The organism is Frigoribacterium sp. Leaf44, assembly GCF_001421865.1.
Lineage (GTDB): Bacteria > Actinomycetota > Actinomycetes > Actinomycetales > Microbacteriaceae > Frigoribacterium.
Genome location: NZ_LMLG01000001.1, coordinates 255045 through 271167, shown reverse-complemented (window position 1 = coordinate 271167; position 16123 = coordinate 255045). Strand labels below are relative to the sequence as shown.

Sequence of the window (16123 nt, the reverse complement as noted above, 5' to 3'; positions counted from 1 at the left end):
GTTTTCTCGTGGCGGGATGTTCATTTCGTGGCGGGGTGGGACGTTCGGGCTTGCCCCGGGCGAGGAACGAGGGCCAGGCCGAGGAGGCGCGGGTACGGTCGAGCGATGGACGACGTGATCAGACGCCGGGCCCTCGTGCACGGCTCGGTGCAGGGCGTGGGTTTCCGTTTCTCGACCGAGGGCGAGGCGGACCGACTCGAGGTCGGCGGCTTCGTCCGCAACCTGCCCGACGGGACGGTCGAGGTCGAGGTCGAGGGACGGCCCGACCGGGTGGCGCTGCTGCTCGAGTGGCTCGACGAGGGGCCCCGGGGCGCCCGGGTCGACCGGGTCGACGTGAGCGAGCTCGCCCCCGTGGGTGAGAGCGAGTTCAGCACGCGCCACTAGCTCGCGGGGCGGTCACGATCTCGAGCACGCGTCATCAGCTCGACCGTCGGTCACGAGCGGTCCGGGCGACCGGGGACGAAGAACCCGGCCCGGACGCTCACACACACCCGACAGTGTGGAGTGCCCGGACCGGGCATTCAAGGGTACCTGCTCGTCGCCCCGTCCCGATCACCCGGACCGGTTCGGTCGGTCCGGGCGGCCCCGCCAGCCCGGTCGGTCCCGCGGCGCCGTGACCCCGGTCGGTTCGACCGGTGACCTCACATCCGGTGACGGTCCCGCGTCTACGGGGTGAGTACCATCGCCGAGAGCCAGGAGGCACCGTGAGCGTCCACACCACCGTCGACACCCCCGTCGGCACGCTGACCGTCGTCGGGGCCGAGACGGGCCTCGTCGGCCTCTACTTCGACGAGCACCGACACCTGCCCGATCCGACCGGCTTCGGCCCGGTCTCGCAGGACGGCGTCGGGCTGAGCGACTTCGTCGAGGTCGAGCGCCAGCTCGGTGGGTACTTCGCCGGCGAGCGCCGCTCCTTCGACCTGCCGCTGGCACCACGCGGCAACGATTTCCAGGTGCGGGTGTGGGCCCTCCTGCGCGACATCCCCTTCGGCGAGACGCGCAGCTACGGGCAGCTCGCGATCGCGCTCGGCGGCGTCGGCCTGGCCCGGGCGGTCGGGGCCGCCAACGGGCTCAACCCGCTGAGCATCGTCGTGCCGTGCCACCGCGTGGTCGGCTCGGGCGGGGCCCTGGTGGGCTACGCCGGCGGGCTCGACCGAAAACGGTTCCTGCTCGGGCTCGAGGCCGACCAGCCGTCGGGCCCCGACTCCGGTCGGCTGTTCTGACGTGGAACCCTTCGAGCGCGTGGTCGCCCGGCACGGTCGCACGGTCTGGCGCGTCTGCCGGGCCGTGCTCGACGAGCACGACACCGACGACGCCTGGAGCGAGACGTTCGTGGCGGCCCTCGTCGCCTATCCATCGCTCCCCGCGTCGACGAACCTCGAGGCGTGGCTGGTGACCATCGCGCACCGCAAGGCGATCGACGTGCTGCGGGCACGGGAGCGTCGCCCCCGCCCGGTCGAGACGGTGCCCGAACCGCCGCCCGCGCCTCCTCACGACGAGACCGTCGCGCGCGCGGACGAGCTCGACGGGGCGTTGCGCACCTTGCCGCCGGGCCAGCGGCGTGCCGTGGTCTACCACCACCTCGTCGGGCTCTCGCATCGCGAGGTCGCCGAGGTGACCGGCATCAGCGCGGACGCGGCCCGGCGCGCGTCCGCCGACGGGATCGCGGCACTGCGTCGGTTGCTGGCCGAACCGGCGACGCCCCGACGGACCGGCACCTCGGGGCGGAGCGCCCGCCGCGCCTCCGTCCCGCCCGCCTCCGCACCGGCCGCCTCCGCACCGCCCGCCTCATCCGAGCCGAAGGGCACCCGATGACCACCTCCCCCGCCGACGCGTCGACCGACCCGCGCCTCCCGTTGACCGGTCTCGACCCGGCAGACGACCGTCTCGCCGCCCTGCACGCCCGCTTCGCCGAGGCCGCCCTCGACGCCGGGGCGGTCGACGTGGCGTACCGCACCCTCGACTCCCCCGTCGGGCGGCTGCTCGTCTGCGCGACCGACGTGGGCGTGCTGCGGGTGGCCTTCGAGATCGAGGGGCACGACACGGTGCTCGACCGCCTGGCCGCGACCGTGAGCCCGCGCATCGTCGAGGCTCCGTCGCGGCTCGACGCCGTCGCGCGCGAGCTCGACGAGTACTTCCGCGGCGAGCGCCGCGCGTTCGACCTGCCGCTCGACCGGCGTCTGTCGAGGGGCTTCCAGCGGACGGTGCTCGAGAACCTGCCCGACATCGGCTACGGCGCGACGGCGAGCTACGCGGCGGTCGCCCTCGCCTCGGGCAGCCCCCGGGCGGTGCGGGCCGTCGGCACGGCCTGCGCCACGAACCCGCTGCCGGTCGTCGTGCCCTGCCACCGGGTGGTGCGGAGCGACGGGACCGCCGGCAACTACCGTGGGGGCATGGCGGCCAAGCAGATCCTGATCGACCTCGAGTCACGCGCGTGAGCGACGGGGTGACCCCGGGAGCGGTGCCGCCGGGCCCGGCCGGCACAGGCGTCGCGAGCGCGGGCGTCGTGGTCGGTGACGACGGGCTGGCGCGGCCGGTCTGGGCGTCGACCGACCCGCTGCTGCGCGACTACTACGACACCGAGTGGGGCCTGCCCGTCCGCGACGAGCGCGGCTTGTTCGAACGGCTGAGCCTCGAGGCGTTCCAGTCCGGGCTGTCGTGGGCGACGATCCTGCGCAAGCGGCCCGCGTTCCGGAGCGCGTTCTCCGACTTCGACCCCGAGGTCGTCGCCCGCTTCGGCGACGGCGACCGCGCACGGCTGATGGCCGACGCGGGGATCGTCCGCAACCGGCTCAAGGTGGACGCGACGATCCGCAACGCGCGGGCGACGCTCGACCTGAGGGCCGACGGCGGCCTGGTCGACTTCGTCTGGTCGTTCCGGCCGGCCCAGACGCCCCGACCGCGCACGATGACCGAGGTGCCGACGACGTCGCCCGAGTCGCTCGCCCTCTCGAAGGCGCTCAAGGCGAAGGGCTTCACCTTCGTGGGGCCGACCACCATGCATGCGCTGATGGAGGCCGCGGGCATCGTCGACACGCACCTCGTCGACAGCCACCGCCGCGGGTCGTCGGGGGTGTGGGGCGAGGACGGTCGGCCCGTGGAGGCCGGCGGCGGCCGGGCGGCCGGGTCGTGACCGCGGACTCACCCGGCGCGGCAGCACGCGACGAGGCGGCACCCGACGGGTCGGCCGCGCGCTTCGTCGTCGAGCCCGTCGGCGCCTATGACCACGCCCACGCCGTGGGGTTGCTGGCCGCGCACAGCGTGCCGGGAGCCGAAGCCACCGACGTCGCCGCGGCCACGCACGCGCGACTGGTCGAGCTGGGCTCGGGGGCCGCGCGCGCCTCCTACCGGCTGGACCTGTCGTTCGCGTCGACCGGGGTCGACGTGGCGATGACCGGGCCCGACGGCGTGCTGCCGACGGAGGCGACGGTCGACGAGGCACGACGCGTCGTGCGGACGTGGCTCGACCTCGACACCGACCTCGACGACGTCGAGCGGGGCTTCGCCGTCGACCCCGTGCTCGGGCCGCTCATCGCGGCGCGTCCGGGCATCCGCGTGACGGGCAACCCCGACGGGTTCGAGACGGCCGTGATGACGGTGCTCGGGCAGCAGGTCTCACTCGCCGCGGCGCGCACCTTCACCGGGCGACTCGTGGCGGCCTACGGCGAGCCGGTCGCGGGGACGGGCCTCTCGCGGTTCCCCCGCGCCGACCTTCTGGCGTCCGCCGACGTCGACGAGCTGCGGGCCGCGGTCGGCGTGACGAACAGTCGGGCGCGGACGATCCACGCCCTGGCCGAGGTCGTCGCCGACGGGCTCGTGATCGCGCCCGACGTCGACCAGGGCGACGCCCGTCGACGCCTTCTCGCCGTGCCCGGGATCGGCCCGTGGACGGTCGAGTACCTCGCGGTGCGTGCCCTCGGCGACCGCGACGCCTGGCCCTCGGGCGACCTCGTGCTGCGGCGCGTGATGGGCGGCCTGACGACGAAGGAGGCCGAGGTCGCCGGGGCACCGTGGTCGCCCTGGCGCGCCTACGCCCTGTTCCACCTCTGGGCCGCGGTGCTGCCGACCGCGCCGTGACGCGCCCGGCCGCCGCCATCGTCGATACTCGTCCGGTGGACATCGACGGCACCCTCGACATCGTCACCGCGCATCGCGCCGCGGACGAGATCGAGGAGGCGCGGGTCCTGTTGCGAGCGCTGGCCGAGCAGGCGCCCCGGGATCTGATGGTCCGGATGGCCCTGACGGACTTCGCCCGGGCGGAAGGCCATGTCGACCAGGCGGCCCGGTGGGGCATCGTGATCGACGGCTACACGACCGCCCACGAACGCCGGGTGTTCTGGCGCGTGCTGACCGGCATCACGACCCTCGGCCGTCTCCGCACCTATCTGCGACTCGAACCGGGTACCGACCTGCCCCGCGATCTCGCGGCCATCATGCCACCGCACCTCGGCGGCACGCATGTCGACGGGTTCTACGACGAGTACCGCTATCGGGACGTCGACACGGGGCCGTCACTGAAGGGGCTGGGGGACGCGGCGCTCCTGCCCATGTGGATCAGTGCGCCCGTCCCGGCCGTTGCGGCAGGACTGTCCGCGTGGCAGCGCGATTCTCCGTCCCCGGCACTGGCCGTCGTCGCTGCCGCCCTCGCCCTCGTGAGCACGGCGGCGATCGTCGGCTGGATCGTCTACGGCGTCCGCAACCGCACCGTCGGACTCCCGCTCGTCGCCGTGGGCCTGCTCGTCGCCGGCGTCTGGTTCGCCCTCCACGCGACCTCCCTTCCCGTGCCCGATTGACGGGCGCCGAACACCGTGGATCGGGGGCGTCTACCGTTCCACTCCCCGACATTTCCTCCACGACGAGAGCGGCCAGCATGAACACCGACGACGACCGACCCGACGACCAGGCGGCGGTCGAGGCCGCCGCGATCGAGACGCACCGGGCCGCCCACGGCACGGGCCCGACCGACACGCAGGGCGAGCCCGCCACATCGGGCGAGGCGACGCCGGACGGCGACGTCACGCAGCCGCTCGGCGGCAGCCACTCGGGCGAGGACGGCTACGTGGCCGTCAGCCCCGGGGGCGTCTCGGGCGAGCAGGACGCCGCCCTGACCGTCGACGACGAGGACCCGCACTCGGCCGACCCCGAGGCGAACGCCCACCGCGGCGACATCGGCGCGAACCGCGGCGGCAGCGGCGGCCGCTGACACGGTGGGAGACCCCAGGAAGCCGCCGAGACCCGCGTGCGCGAGCGGGGGTCTCGGCGACTTCCTGGGGTCTCGGCGGCGACGGGGTGGTGCATGCTGGTGGGGATGACTGACACGCGCCCCCACCTCGACGACTTCGCCCGCTTCATCCAGGCCTCGCCCTCGTCCTTCCACGCCGCGGCCGAGGCCGCCCGCCGGCTCGACGACGCCGGTTTCACCGCCCTCGACGAGACGACGGAGTGGCCCTCGGGCCCGGGGCGGCGCTACGTCCTGCGCGACGGCGCGGTCATCGCCTGGATCGAGCCCGCCACGGCGACGGCCACGACGCCGTTCCGCGTCGTCGGAGCGCACACCGACTCCCCCGGCTTCAAGCTGAAGCCCAAGCCGACGACCGGCACCCGCGGCTGGCTGCAGGCCGGCGTCGAGGTCTACGGCGGACCGCTCTTCAACTCGTGGCTCGACCGCGACCTCGAGTTCGCCGGTCGACTGGTCACCCGCAGCGGCGAGACGCACCTCGTGCGCACCGGGCCGCTGCTGCGCTTCCCGCAGCTCGCCGTCCACCTCGACCGAGGCGTCAACGCCGACGGCCTCAAGCTCGACCCCCAGCGCCACCTGAACCCCGTGGTCGGGGCGGGGCCACTCGACGAGGCCGACGTGCTCGGCCACCTCGCCGGGTTGGCCGGGCTGACCGGAGCCGACGTGACCGGTTACGACGTGGTCGTGGCCGACACCGCGCCTCCTGCGGTCCTGGGGATGTCGGGCGAGCTCTTCGCCGCCGGGCGCATGGACAACCTGTCGTCGACCCACGCCGGTCTCGTCGCACTGATCGAGACGGCGACCTCGGGCGTCGAGCTCGACCACGTCGCGGTGTTTGCGGCGTTCGACCACGAAGAGGTCGGTTCGGCCACCCCGTCGGGTGCGGCCGGGCCGCTGCTCGAGGACGTGCTCGCCCGGGTCTCGGCCGGTCTCGGGGCGACGACGACCGACCACCGCCGTGCCCTCGCCGGGTCGTGGTGCCTCAGCGCGGACGCCGGACACGCCGTGCACCCGAACTACCCCGAGCGGCACGACCCGGTCAACCAGCCGGTCGTCAACCGCGGGCCGCTGCTCAAGATCAACGCCAACCAGCGCTACGCCACCGACGGGCTCGGGGCGGCCGAGTGGTCGCGGGCGTGCGAGCAGGCCGGTGTGCCGTTCCAGGAGTTCGTCTCGAACAACTCGGTGCCCTGCGGCTCGACCATCGGGCCGATCACCGCGACGCGACTCGGCATCCGCACGATCGACGTCGGCATCCCGCTGCTCGGCATGCACTCGGCCCGCGAGTTGTGCGGCGCCGACGACCCGGCCTACCTGTCGCGCGCCGCCGCCGCCTTCCTCGCGCCGGACGCGTAGGCGCCATCAGCCGCCGGGCCCCTCGGACGGCGTGCGACTTGGTGAGACAGGCCGCGCTTGAGTTGCGGACCCTGAGAAGTGAACGAGCCGGTGGGCCTCAAGGACCCACCGGCTCGACGGCTAGGCGCAGGCCCAGAGGCTGATGGAGCTGCTGGGGTGGCCGCCTGCACATCCGAAGAAGCTCGCTGAGCTCGACAGGATGTCATTCGACGTCCGCTCGGCGAGGCCTTGCAGTTCGAGGATCGAAGTCATCTAATTCACCTCCTCTCTTCATGGAGTCGGACCCGGCCATTGATGGAGCCGGGAAGCCAGAGGTGGGTCTTCGCTTCGACAGACAGAAACATCAAGAGGACGCCGGCAGATCCCGTACCGATGTCAGTCGAGAGGCGGAGCAGCTGATCGCTCGCACTGAAGGTGCCTCCATTCCAGCGCAGAAGACCCTGACGGACGTACGTGGTGTGTTTTTGAATGGCGTCGGCTACGTCGAACCACGGACTCACACTCAGCAGACCCGCCAAGATGCCAGCCCTGCCCCGGAGGAGACCGTCGAAGGCGTACACATCTGACGTCAGCGCAGCCACGAAGGCTGCGACACCGTCGTCCGCGCCCGCTGGTCCGGTGTCAAGGCCGTGCTGTCGCAACACCGAATAGGCCACCAAATACCCTGCGGAACCGTTCTCGAGGTAGGGAAAGCTCCTCCGACCGTCTCCTTCCCCGAGCCCGGCCACTCCTGGATGAGAGTCCCGGCGCCGCCGTCGATCCTTCGCGAGAGACTGCACAGCAGCATCTAGGAGGAATTTGTCGTCTGCTGCCTTGCCTACGAGCGCCTGCGCCAGGGCAAGTCCCGCCCAGCCATGAAGAAGGCCCGGAGTGCGCCCGAGGGCGTCTTGTCCTGGGGCCGTTTGGCTCCGCCTCGTAGCTCGCCGCGCTAAACCCGCGGCGAAGTCGATGTCGTAGTCGAGTTGTTGCACGGCGATACCGGCCAGGCCCCGAGAAAAGCCGTCCGATCGGACCCGCCCTGCGGAACGCTGAATGGCCCTGCCTGTGATGTGGGCCGCGTCATGCTCTCCTAACTCGGAAAGCGTGGCCGCGATTCCAGCCAAGCCATCGAAGAGTCCAACCTCTGCGTGAGGAGTGAGATACGCCGAAGCAAGATCGGAGACCATGTCGGCGGGAACGGGCAGCTGCGAACGATGCAGAGCGGCTGCTCGGCCCGCTGTGCCGTTGATGTAGGAAAACCGTCGCAGTGTCGACGCATCGAGTGGATCGCCGAGACAGCGCTCATGGGGCAGATGGGCCAGGCTTCGGGCCATCTCACGAGCGAGCTCCCGGTCGGTGGTCTCATCAACTACGCGAGCGAGTTTCAAAGGTGTCTGAGGACGAAGCAGTCTCACGCCGTCGGAGTCTCGAAACCTGCTCTCGATTTGAGTGAGGAACGTCTCCAAGGCGGGCCCGTATTGATCTGCCACTCGCTGCTTTGCTTGGAGCCAGACATCCGGCGCGAGGATCTCTCTCGCGAAAGCTGGATCGAAGGCTGACATGACTACGCGTGACAGCGCGAACCAATCTGATTCGGCAGCGGTGAAGTCATCCGGCGGGGCATACCCGAGAGCGTTGAAGGGTCCCTGGGCGCGAGAATCCGGAGCTCTTCCGTCCTCGAGATCGATGAGGACTACTTCGTTGCGTGGCGTGACGAGGATGTTTCCTGGGTGGAGGTCTCCAGCGACGAGGCCCTCATTGTGCATGTAAGTCACGTGAGCTACGAGCTGCTGCAGCAGCTTCATAGTTTCCGCGGCGTAGATCTGCCGCTCATGGTTTCCGGCCATCGGATTCAGTCCAGGACAGGTGCGCGAAGTCCGCTCGAGGAAAGAGACGCCCTCGACGTACTGCATTTCGAGAAAGTTGTGTCCTGAGGCCTGGAAATACCCGAGGACTTTAGGAACAATTCCTGAAGCTTCGAGGCGGCTGAGGTTCGAGTGCTCCTGGCTGAGACGTGACTGAGCCAAAAGCCCTGAAGCATCGAGGCCAGCATGAGGTCGAGCTTCCTTCAGAACCGACTTGCGACCGCCCACGCCAGTTGCCAGGTAGATTCCCCCGGCATTGGAGAACTGAAACGGCTCGAGAGCCGTGTATTCACCCAAGGGCCCGAGATCGTCAGCTATGGCCAAGGCAGAGATGGCCTCTTCCACGACCACAGGATGGGGACCGGACGGCCGGCGAAACACAGGGCTTCTGACATCAGGAACAAGAGCGCCTGAATCGTTGGGACGCGCCAGCACACCTCCGTCTGCGTCGGGAATCATGAGCGGAAGGAACCCGCCGTGGCGGAAGTACACAGGTCCCGATCGGAATCGCACATCCCCAAGGACGTAGGGCGAGGGCAGCCCACTCAATACGCTGTCGAGCCGCTCGGCTATATCGTTTAGGACGTCGTCGTCACGGGGATAGATGGTCACGAGCTTGCCCGCGGATGAGCGGTGAGCATTCTTGGAAAGCGCTCCTCGAACCTCCTCCCAGCGGGACACGTATTTGAAGGCGGTGCGGGTGTCGAGGCAGACACGAAAAGCCGCCTCAAGAACATCGGGGTAGTGCTCCAGGGTCGAACTGAGATGTATTTTCCAACCGTGCGTCCTCGGAGGTTCCACGATCGGAAAGAGAGCACGCCAGTGGAGCCCCTCATCGACCAACCACTCGTCGGGAACTGGGAGGTCGAGATCAAGGTCAGGACGCCATGAAGTGGGTTCTTCGTAAAAAGGACTGCTCGACGAGCAGAAAGGCAAGATCTCCAAAACAACCCCCTTGATGGAATGTCAGATCGTCAATGTAGTCTTAAAAACATGAGTGATGCGAATCGACTACGACTGGCGGACGTCGAGATCCGGTACGGGCGCCGACCGGTGGTGGCCGCTCCCGCACTCGAGATCGCCCGATCGTCCACGACAGCGCTCGTGGGAGCATCCGGCAGCGGCAAGAGCTCTCTGCTTCGCTGCCTGACGGGCCTCCAACGCCCTTACTCGGGTCAGGTCTTCGTCGACGACCTCGATCTGACGTCCTTATCCCCCTCCCGGCTCGCTCGGCGACGGCGAGAGCTGTTCGGCATCGTCCTTCAAGACGGCGGCCTCGTACCGTCCTTGTCGGCCTTGGACAACGTGCAGATCGCTCTCGACCTCCGCCGCATCCCGAAGTCGCGATCCACTGCCCGATCGACCCTCGCCGACCTCGGCCTGACCAGACTGGCCGACCGGCGACCCGACGAGCTGTCCGGCGGCGAGCGGCAGAGGGTCGCCTTCGCCCGGGTACTGGCCCAACGGGCACCTTTCGCGACGTTGGACGAACCGACCTCGAGCCTCGACGCCGAGAGCCGCGCCGACGTCGTCGACGGCATCCGTGCGCTCGCGGCCGCGGGGTGCGGCACGGTGCTGGTCACGCACGATCTCGAGCTCGCCGCCAGCGTCGACGCCGTCGCGGCGATCACCGAGGGGCAGGTCGTCACGCATCTGACCCCGACGACGGCGTCGGACATCCGCCGGCGGATGCGAGCCGTACACGACACACAGAGCGAAAGATGATCGGCCTCGCTCGTCTCGCCGGGGCCTCCCTGCGCATGCTCGCGACCGATCGGGCCACCTGGTTCGCCTACGGCGCCGTCGTCCTGGTCACCACCGTCGTCGCCGGCCTCGCCCTGACGGGTGTCGACTCGGCAGGCGGTGCGCCCGCCCCCCTCGGAGGCATCGTCCGCTCGTGGACGACTCCCGCGGCGTTCATGGCCGTCGTCGCCGGCACGACGTGCCTCGCCGCCGTGTCACGGCTGACCCAGTCACAGTTCGACCCGACCCGTCTCGCCTGGGTGCCCTTGGGCGTCCTGCCGTGGCAGGGGCGCGCGCTCATCGCCCTCGAGACGGCCGTCGTGACGGTCGCGGCCGCCACGGGGGGTGTCGCCATCGTGATCGTGACGGCCACGGCCCTCAACCCCCTGACAACTCCCTGGGGTTCCCTCGTCCTCACCACGGGTCCACTGGTCACCGTCGGCACATCGGTCGTCGTCGCATTGTCACTGACCCCGGCGCTGGTAGGTGCGACGAGCCGCTTCCCGCCGCGTCCGCGACGGGCCAGGCTCGGCCGCGTGCTCGGTTGCACGATCCCCGTCGCGGCCGTCGTGGTGCTCCTGGCCCTGATGCCGTCGACTTCGATGAGGGACGACGACGTGGCCGGGCTGGTGCCCTGGTCGCTCCTCCTCGTCGTCCTCGGCTCCGTCGCCGCGTCCACGATCGGCCCTGCGGCCTGCCGTCTCGCCGCCGCCGGGCTCGGTCTGGTTGCGCGGGGTACCCGATGGACCATTCCCCGACTCGCCTTCCAGGCCGTCGCGGACGGCGTCCGCCGCGATGGCGCGGGCATCTCGGTGCCGATGGTCGGCGTCGCCGTCCCCGGCGGACTCGCCGCCGTCTTCCTGGCGGGCGACGAGGCCCTCCGTGCGTTCGGTTCGCTGGTCACGTCGGAGACGACGATCAACTGGGCGGCCGTGACCGGTCTCGCCACGGCGCCCGCCCTCCTCGCAGCGGTCACGGGTGCACTCGTCTTCAGCCTGTCGGCCCCGATCCGTCGAGACACCGGGCGAGCACTGCTCGCCGCGGGAGCCGCCCCGGCGACCCTTCGGGCCATCGCCTCCTTCGAGGCCGTCTTGCTCTGGGCTCTCGGGGCCCTTGGCGCCGTCGCCGTGGTAGCGGTCTCGGCCTCACCTCTGTTGTCGGCCGCCCAGGCCGACCTCGGCACGTGGGCGGCCGTGATCGTGAACCCGGTCACCCTGTGCTGTTCCGGGCTCGCCCTCGTCGCACTGCTGATGGGCAGTTCGTTCGGCCGACGGTCGTGACCGGCGGCGGATCAGCCGAAGGCCTCCGCCGCCGGTGCCCCGAGCGCCCAGGCCAGGATCGCCGGCCACTCGCCGTAGCCCGAGTCGGGGGTGAGGTGACCGCCTCGGGGCACGACGACGACCGGGGCGTCGACCCGCGCCTCCCAGGTGTCGACCGGGCCGAGCGGCAGCCACTCGTCGTCGTCCCCGGCGACGACGACCGACTCGCCGTCGCCCCCGAGCGCGAGCCGCCGCCCGTCGAACAGCTCCCCGGCCACGAACGCGTGGATCGGCTGGCCGGCGATCAGCTCGGGCGACGGAGGCGCGACCAGCGCGACCCGGTCGGCGGACGGAGGCGCGACGCCGGCCTGCAGCCTCAACCAGAGCAGGCACGAGAGACTGTGGCACAGCACCGTCACCGGACGGCCCGCGGGCAGGGCGGCCCGTTCGTGTCGCACCGCGGCCTCCCAGGCGGCGGGCGTGGGCTCGTCAGCGTCGGGCAGCCGCGGGTAGCGCACCACGTGTCCGCGGGCCTCGAGCTCGCCTGCGAGCCAGCGCTGCCAGTGCCCCTCGGGACGATGGTTCTGCCAGCCGTGCAAGATCAGGAAGGCCGTGGGCGGGGTCGGGAGCGGGGTCGGCGTCGGGGCGGTCGCGTCGGTCACCGTCCGATCATGCCCGGCCCGGCGTCCTCACGTGGCAGGGTCGACCCATGACGTCACACCCGTACCGCGCCCGGTTCGGCGACGGCTACGCCTTCGAGGGTGAGCCCACCCTCGACGGTCCGCCGCCGACCGGATTCCACGTGACGACGCGCAGTCGGGTGATCGGCCACGGCCGGGCCGCCTTCGAGGCCGCAGGGGACGCCGTGCTGCACTGGCAGGTGCACCGCGGCTCGGGCTTCGTGCCCATCGAGGTGCCCGTCCGCGTAGCCGTCGGTGCGACGAGCGTCTGGGGCGTGACCCTCGGCCCCGTGCACCCACCGGTCGCCTGCCGGGTGTTCGCCGTCGTCCGGTCCGCCACCGAGATCGGCTTCGGACACGCCGCCCTGGTCGGCCACCCCCAGCGCGGCTGGGAGAGCTACCGCGTGCACCACCACGACGACGACCGCGTCACCCTCGACATCCGCGTCGTCTGGCTCCCCGCCGCGTGGTGGATGCGGGCCGCCGGGCCGGCGTCCGCACTCGCCCTCTCGCTGATCCTGCGGCGCAACCTCCGTGCCCTCGACGTCGTCGTGGCCTCTGCCTGACGGCACCGCGCCCTCACCGGACGGCCCGGTCACCCCTCCGTGGGGACGAGGAGGCACGGCTCACGAGAACAGGTCGTCGAGCCACCTTTGCCAGGCCGACCCGGTCGCGGCGGCGTCGGCCCCGTCGGCGAAGTCGTGGACGCTGACGCTCACCCCGGCCCCCCAGGCCTCCCGCCCGAAGACGCGGACGAGCGCGCTCGCGGTCCGCAGCCCCACGAACGACGCCGTGCGGTACGAGAGTCCCGCGGCGACCGGACCGACGCCGGGCAGGTCGACCACGACGGCGTCACCGACCTCGACGTCGTCGGCCAGGTCGAGGGCCTGCAGCACCCGGGCGGCCGATCCCGCCGCCCGCGACGACTCCGGGGCGTCGACGCTCGTGAACGTGGCCTCCCGGCCCGTGAACCACGCGACGTACTCGGCGAGGGTGTGCAGGTAGAAGTCGGTGTGCTCCTCGACGCCGGGCACCTGCCCCTCGTCGAAGACGCTCGAGTGCCGGTAGGTCAGCCGGGTCGCCTCCTCGGTGTCGTCGCCTGCCTCGAGGGCGAAGTCGAGCTCGTTGAACCAGCCGCCCTCGCCCTCCATGCGGTTGGCGTAGTGGCGACCCGGTCGCCAGGCCGTGACCACCCCGCCCGGCCCGGCCGCGCCTCCCACCCGGGGTTCGACCTCGCCGGGCCAGAGCCACCCGCCGGTGCCAGTGGTGACGGCGTCGAAGACCACGGCGGGAGGCGCGGCGAGGGTGACGGTCCGGACGATGTCGGCAGCGGGCACGATGACTCTTCTCTCGTCGAGGCGGGTGGGTCGGAGACGGTGGGTCGGACACGGTGGGCCATGGTTGGGACCCGGCGGGGTCAGCCTGCCACCGGGGACCCCGCCGGCGCCACCGTCCCGGGCTCCGAGCCCGCCGTGCCACACTGATCCGATGACCCCTCGACGTCGCCACGCCGGTTCGCCACGCCGTGCGGCCGCCCGCGACGCCTCGCGAGCGGGGGACGTCGACACGACCGTCACCGTGCGTCGCGTCGAGCGGGGCGACCTCTACGTGCGGGTGAACACGATCGGCGACACCGGCGACCGTCCGTTCGTCCTCGTGCCGGGCATCGGCGTCTCGTCCGACTACTTCGAGCGCCTCGCGCCGAACCTCAACGAGTTCGGCCCCGTGCACGCTCTCGACCTGCCGGGCTTCGCCGGGGTGCCGCACCCGGGTCATGCCCTGAGCATCCGCGAGTACGCCGACCTCGTCGGCACCGCCATCGACGAACTGGGACTCCACGACCCGGTCGTCGTCGGGCACTCGATGGGCACGCAGATCGTCGTCGACCTCGCCGCGCGCCGACCCGACCTGTCGACCGTCGTGCTGATCGGGCCGGTGATCGACCCGGCCCATCGTCACGTGCTCGAGCAGGCGGTGCGGTTCGCCCGGGCCGCCTGGCACGAGCCCGGCCGGGTGAAGTTCCTGGCCCTGAGCGCGTACGTGCTCTGCGGGGTGCGCTGGTTCTCGCGCATCCTGCCGAAGATGATGACCTACCCGATCGAGCAGCACCTGCCGCAGATCGCCGCCGACACCCTGGTCATCCGGGGTGAGCACGACGCCGTCGCCCCGCGCGAGTGGGTGCACCGCGTCGGCGAACTGCTGCCCTCGTCCCGCCTGTGGGAGATGCCCGGGGCCGCCCACTCCGTCATGCACGCCCACGCCGAAGAGGTCGCCAAGCTCTGCGTCGAGCACGCCCAACAGCCGATCCGACACGACGAGGGCGTCGAGCTGCACCACTACGTCGACGCGGGGGACGGCGACGAGAGCGACGATTTCAGCCCCAGCCCGGCCGACTTCGTGAAGGCCGTGGGCGCGCGCCTGCGTTCGACCGCGGCGACCATGCGCGGTGACGACGAGGCCCTCGCAAAGGCCAAGACGGACCACGCCGAGTCGATGCAGGCGGCGTTCGACCGTCGCCAGGCCGAGAAGGCCGCGGCCGGCGCCGACCCCGACGACGGCCCGCACATCGAACCCACGACCGGCGGCGCCGACCGCTGACGGTGCAGCTCGTCTCGGGTCGGGGCGGGTCGGGAACGCAGGAGGCGCGGGTCACCTCGCCGCCGCCCCTCACGCCCCCGAGACGGTCAGCCCGATCAGCACGAGGTTGAGGGCGACGACGACCACCACGGCCACCCAGCCGGCGATCCGCGTCCCGACGGCGTTGACGCCCGTGCCCATGAGCGACCGGTCGCTCGTCGCGACGACGAGGGGCACGAGGGCGAACGCGATGCCGAAGCTCAGCACGACCTGGCTGAGCACGAGCAACCACGTCGGGCTGATGCCCGTCGCGAGCAGCACGAGGGCCGGGATCAACGTGACGACCCGGCGCACCATGAGCGGCACCTGCACGTGCAGCAGGCCCTTCATGATCTCGGCGCCCGCCATCGCCCCGATCGACGTGGACGCGAGACCCGACGCGAGGAGGCCGACGGCGAACAGGACGCCGATCACGGGCCCGAGCGCCGCCGCGATGGCCCGCTGGGCCCCGGGGATCGTGTCGGTGCCGTCCTGACCCGACAGGGTCGAGGCCGCGAGCACGAGCATGGCGATGTTGACGCCGCCGGCGACGAGCAACGCCAGCACGACGTCCCACCGGGTGGCCTTCAGCACACGGGCACGGTCCGCCCCCTCGGCCACGACGCCGTGGTGGTCGCGAGTGAGTGCGGAGTGGAGGTAGACCGCGTGCGGCATGACCGTCGCGCCGAGCATCGACGCGGCGAGCAGCACGGCCGTGCTGTCCTCGAAGCGGGGCACGAGACCGGCGAGCATGCCGCCGGCCGACGGCGGGGCGAAGAGCAGACCCGCGCAGAAGCCGAGCGTGAGAACGGCCAACAGGGCGATGACGACGGTCTGGAAGACCCGCCCGCTGCGGTACCTCGTGAGCAGCAGCAGGCCGAGCGAGACGAGGCCGGTGATCAAGCCCCCGACGACCAGCGGCACCCCGAAGAGCAGCTGGAGCGCGAGGGCTCCACCGATGATCTCGGCGACGTCGGTCGCGGCCGCCACCAACTCGGCCTGACCCCAGTAGGCCAGTCGGAGGGGCCGACGACGGAGGCGCGTGCCCATCACCTCGGGCAACGAGCGCCCCGTGACGATGCCGAGCTTCGCCGACAGGTACTGGACGAGCACCGCGATGGCGTTGGCCAGCACGAGCACCCAGAGCAGCGTGTACTGGTACGCCGCCCCGGCCGTCAGGTTGGCGGCGACGTTGCCGGGGTCGACGTACGCGATCGCGGCGACGAACGCCGGGCCGAGCAGGGTGCCGCGCGGTCGGGCGTGCACGACCCGCGGGGGGCGGCCGTCACGGGGTGGGTCGGCGTCGGCACGGCGGGTGTCGGTCGAGCTCATGCCTCGACCCTAGCAAGGTTTCGGCCAACCGAAACCTTGGTATTGCGTGCCCTC

At 71.4% G+C, this 16123-nt stretch carries 17 protein-coding genes; 13 read left to right on the top strand and 4 right to left on the bottom strand.

Annotated features, from left to right (window positions below; genetic code table 11):
• Nucleotides 1-105: 105 nt before the first annotated feature.
• From ASE87_RS01315 to ASE87_RS01275, 9 genes are all read left to right on the top strand, one after another.
• Nucleotides 106-384, top strand: coding sequence for an acylphosphatase (locus tag ASE87_RS01315; protein ID WP_043596093.1), 279 nt, complete (start codon nt 106-108; stop codon nt 382-384).
• A 320-nt stretch (nt 385-704) separates the two neighbouring features.
• Nucleotides 705-1223, top strand: a complete 519-nt coding sequence (locus ASE87_RS01310) for a methylated-DNA--[protein]-cysteine S-methyltransferase (protein WP_043596091.1) — start codon at nt 705-707, stop codon at nt 1221-1223.
• Nucleotide 1224: 1 nt separating this feature from the next.
• Entirely contained in the window at nt 1225-1815 is a 591-nt protein-coding gene (locus ASE87_RS01305) for an RNA polymerase sigma factor (RefSeq protein ID WP_082452225.1), read from the top strand.
• Nucleotides 1812-2438 carry a methylated-DNA--[protein]-cysteine S-methyltransferase gene (locus ASE87_RS01300; RefSeq protein ID WP_056225341.1) on the top strand — a complete coding sequence of 209 codons (627 nt, stop codon included), beginning with the start codon at nt 1812-1814 and terminating at the stop codon, nt 2436-2438. The genes ASE87_RS01305 and ASE87_RS01300 overlap by 4 nt, the downstream gene beginning before the upstream one ends.
• Before the next feature lie 23 nt (nt 2439-2461).
• A complete protein-coding gene (locus tag ASE87_RS01295) occupies nt 2462-3133 on the top strand; it encodes a DNA-3-methyladenine glycosylase I (protein ID WP_056226739.1) in 672 nt (223 codons plus the stop codon).
• The gene (locus ASE87_RS01290) at nt 3130-4077 is read left to right on the top strand and encodes a DNA-3-methyladenine glycosylase (protein ID WP_082452326.1); all 948 of its coding nucleotides are present in this window, start codon (nt 3130-3132) and stop codon (nt 4075-4077) included. Before ASE87_RS01295 ends, ASE87_RS01290 begins: the two co-directional genes overlap by 4 nt.
• A 35-nt stretch (nt 4078-4112) precedes the next feature.
• A complete protein-coding gene (locus tag ASE87_RS01285; RefSeq protein WP_056225337.1) occupies nt 4113-4793 on the top strand; it encodes a hypothetical protein in 681 nt (226 codons plus the stop codon).
• Nucleotides 4794-4870: 77 nt separating this feature from the next.
• Nucleotides 4871-5203, top strand: a complete 333-nt coding sequence (locus ASE87_RS01280) for a hypothetical protein (protein WP_056225335.1) — start codon at nt 4871-4873, stop codon at nt 5201-5203.
• A gap of 105 nt (nt 5204-5308) precedes the next feature.
• On the top strand, nt 5309-6595 hold the full coding sequence (locus ASE87_RS01275; RefSeq protein WP_056226735.1) for a M18 family aminopeptidase: 1287 nt from the start codon (nt 5309-5311) through the stop codon (nt 6593-6595).
• 257 nt (nt 6596-6852) lie between these two features.
• Here the strand turns inward: ASE87_RS01275 and ASE87_RS15980 are convergent, their stop codons facing one another.
• Nucleotides 6853-9384 carry an AarF/UbiB family protein gene (locus tag ASE87_RS15980; protein ID WP_157489625.1) on the bottom strand — a complete coding sequence of 844 codons (2532 nt, stop codon included), beginning with the start codon at nt 9382-9384 and terminating at the stop codon, nt 6853-6855.
• Nucleotides 9385-9432: 48 nt separating this feature from the next.
• On the opposite strand from ASE87_RS15980, the gene ASE87_RS01255 reads away from it, so the two are divergent.
• Nucleotides 9433-10164, top strand: coding sequence for an ABC transporter ATP-binding protein (locus ASE87_RS01255; protein WP_162235846.1), 732 nt, complete (start codon nt 9433-9435; stop codon nt 10162-10164).
• Complete coding sequence (locus tag ASE87_RS01250; RefSeq protein ID WP_056225321.1) at nt 10161-11462, top strand: hypothetical protein; 1302 nt, start codon at nt 10161-10163, stop codon at nt 11460-11462. The genes ASE87_RS01255 and ASE87_RS01250 overlap by 4 nt, the downstream gene beginning before the upstream one ends.
• An 11-nt stretch (nt 11463-11473) precedes the next feature.
• Here ASE87_RS01250 and ASE87_RS01245 read toward each other — a convergent pair whose 3' ends face one another.
• A complete protein-coding gene (locus tag ASE87_RS01245) occupies nt 11474-12103 on the bottom strand; it encodes an alpha/beta hydrolase (RefSeq protein ID WP_056225318.1) in 630 nt (209 codons plus the stop codon).
• 47 nt (nt 12104-12150) lie between these two features.
• Here ASE87_RS01245 and ASE87_RS01240 point away from each other — a divergent pair, with 47 nt between their 5' ends.
• Entirely contained in the window at nt 12151-12687 is a 537-nt protein-coding gene (locus tag ASE87_RS01240) for a DUF1990 family protein (protein ID WP_056225315.1), read from the top strand.
• A 60-nt stretch (nt 12688-12747) separates the two neighbouring features.
• Here the strand turns inward: ASE87_RS01240 and ASE87_RS01235 are convergent, their stop codons facing one another.
• The gene (locus ASE87_RS01235) at nt 12748-13458 is read right to left on the bottom strand and encodes a hypothetical protein (RefSeq protein WP_056225313.1); all 711 of its coding nucleotides are present in this window, start codon (nt 13456-13458) and stop codon (nt 12748-12750) included.
• Between the two features lie 151 nt (nt 13459-13609).
• On the opposite strand from ASE87_RS01235, the gene ASE87_RS01230 reads away from it, so the two are divergent.
• Nucleotides 13610-14719 carry an alpha/beta fold hydrolase gene (locus ASE87_RS01230; RefSeq protein WP_056225310.1) on the top strand — a complete coding sequence of 370 codons (1110 nt, stop codon included), beginning with the start codon at nt 13610-13612 and terminating at the stop codon, nt 14717-14719.
• A gap of 69 nt (nt 14720-14788) precedes the next feature.
• Here ASE87_RS01230 and ASE87_RS01225 read toward each other — a convergent pair whose 3' ends face one another.
• Nucleotides 14789-16069: an Nramp family divalent metal transporter gene (locus ASE87_RS01225; protein ID WP_043596079.1), complete on the bottom strand. Its 1281-nt coding sequence runs from the start codon at nt 16067-16069 to the stop codon at nt 14789-14791.
• Nucleotides 16070-16123 lie beyond the last annotated feature (54 nt).

Excerpts from the sequence above, each read along its gene's own strand:
- ASE87_RS01250 (WP_056225321.1), top strand. The coding sequence starts at position 10,161 with ATGATCGGCCTCGCTCGTCTCGCCGGGGCCTCCCTGCGCATGCTCGCG.
- ASE87_RS01300 (WP_056225341.1), top strand. The coding sequence starts at position 1,812 with ATGACCACCTCCCCCGCCGACGCGTCGACCGACCCGCGCCTCCCGTTG.
- ASE87_RS01275 (WP_056226735.1), top strand. The coding sequence starts at position 5,309 with ATGACTGACACGCGCCCCCACCTCGACGACTTCGCCCGCTTCATCCAG.
- ASE87_RS01315 (WP_043596093.1), top strand. The coding sequence starts at position 106 with ATGGACGACGTGATCAGACGCCGGGCCCTCGTGCACGGCTCGGTGCAG.
- ASE87_RS01225 (WP_043596079.1), bottom strand. The coding sequence starts at position 16,069 with ATGAGCTCGACCGACACCCGCCGTGCCGACGCCGACCCACCCCGTGAC.
- ASE87_RS01240 (WP_056225315.1), top strand. The coding sequence starts at position 12,151 with ATGACGTCACACCCGTACCGCGCCCGGTTCGGCGACGGCTACGCCTTC.
- ASE87_RS01230 (WP_056225310.1), top strand. The coding sequence starts at position 13,610 with ATGACCCCTCGACGTCGCCACGCCGGTTCGCCACGCCGTGCGGCCGCC.
- ASE87_RS01255 (WP_162235846.1), top strand. The coding sequence starts at position 9,433 with ATGAGTGATGCGAATCGACTACGACTGGCGGACGTCGAGATCCGGTAC.
- ASE87_RS01280 (WP_056225335.1), top strand. The coding sequence starts at position 4,871 with ATGAACACCGACGACGACCGACCCGACGACCAGGCGGCGGTCGAGGCC.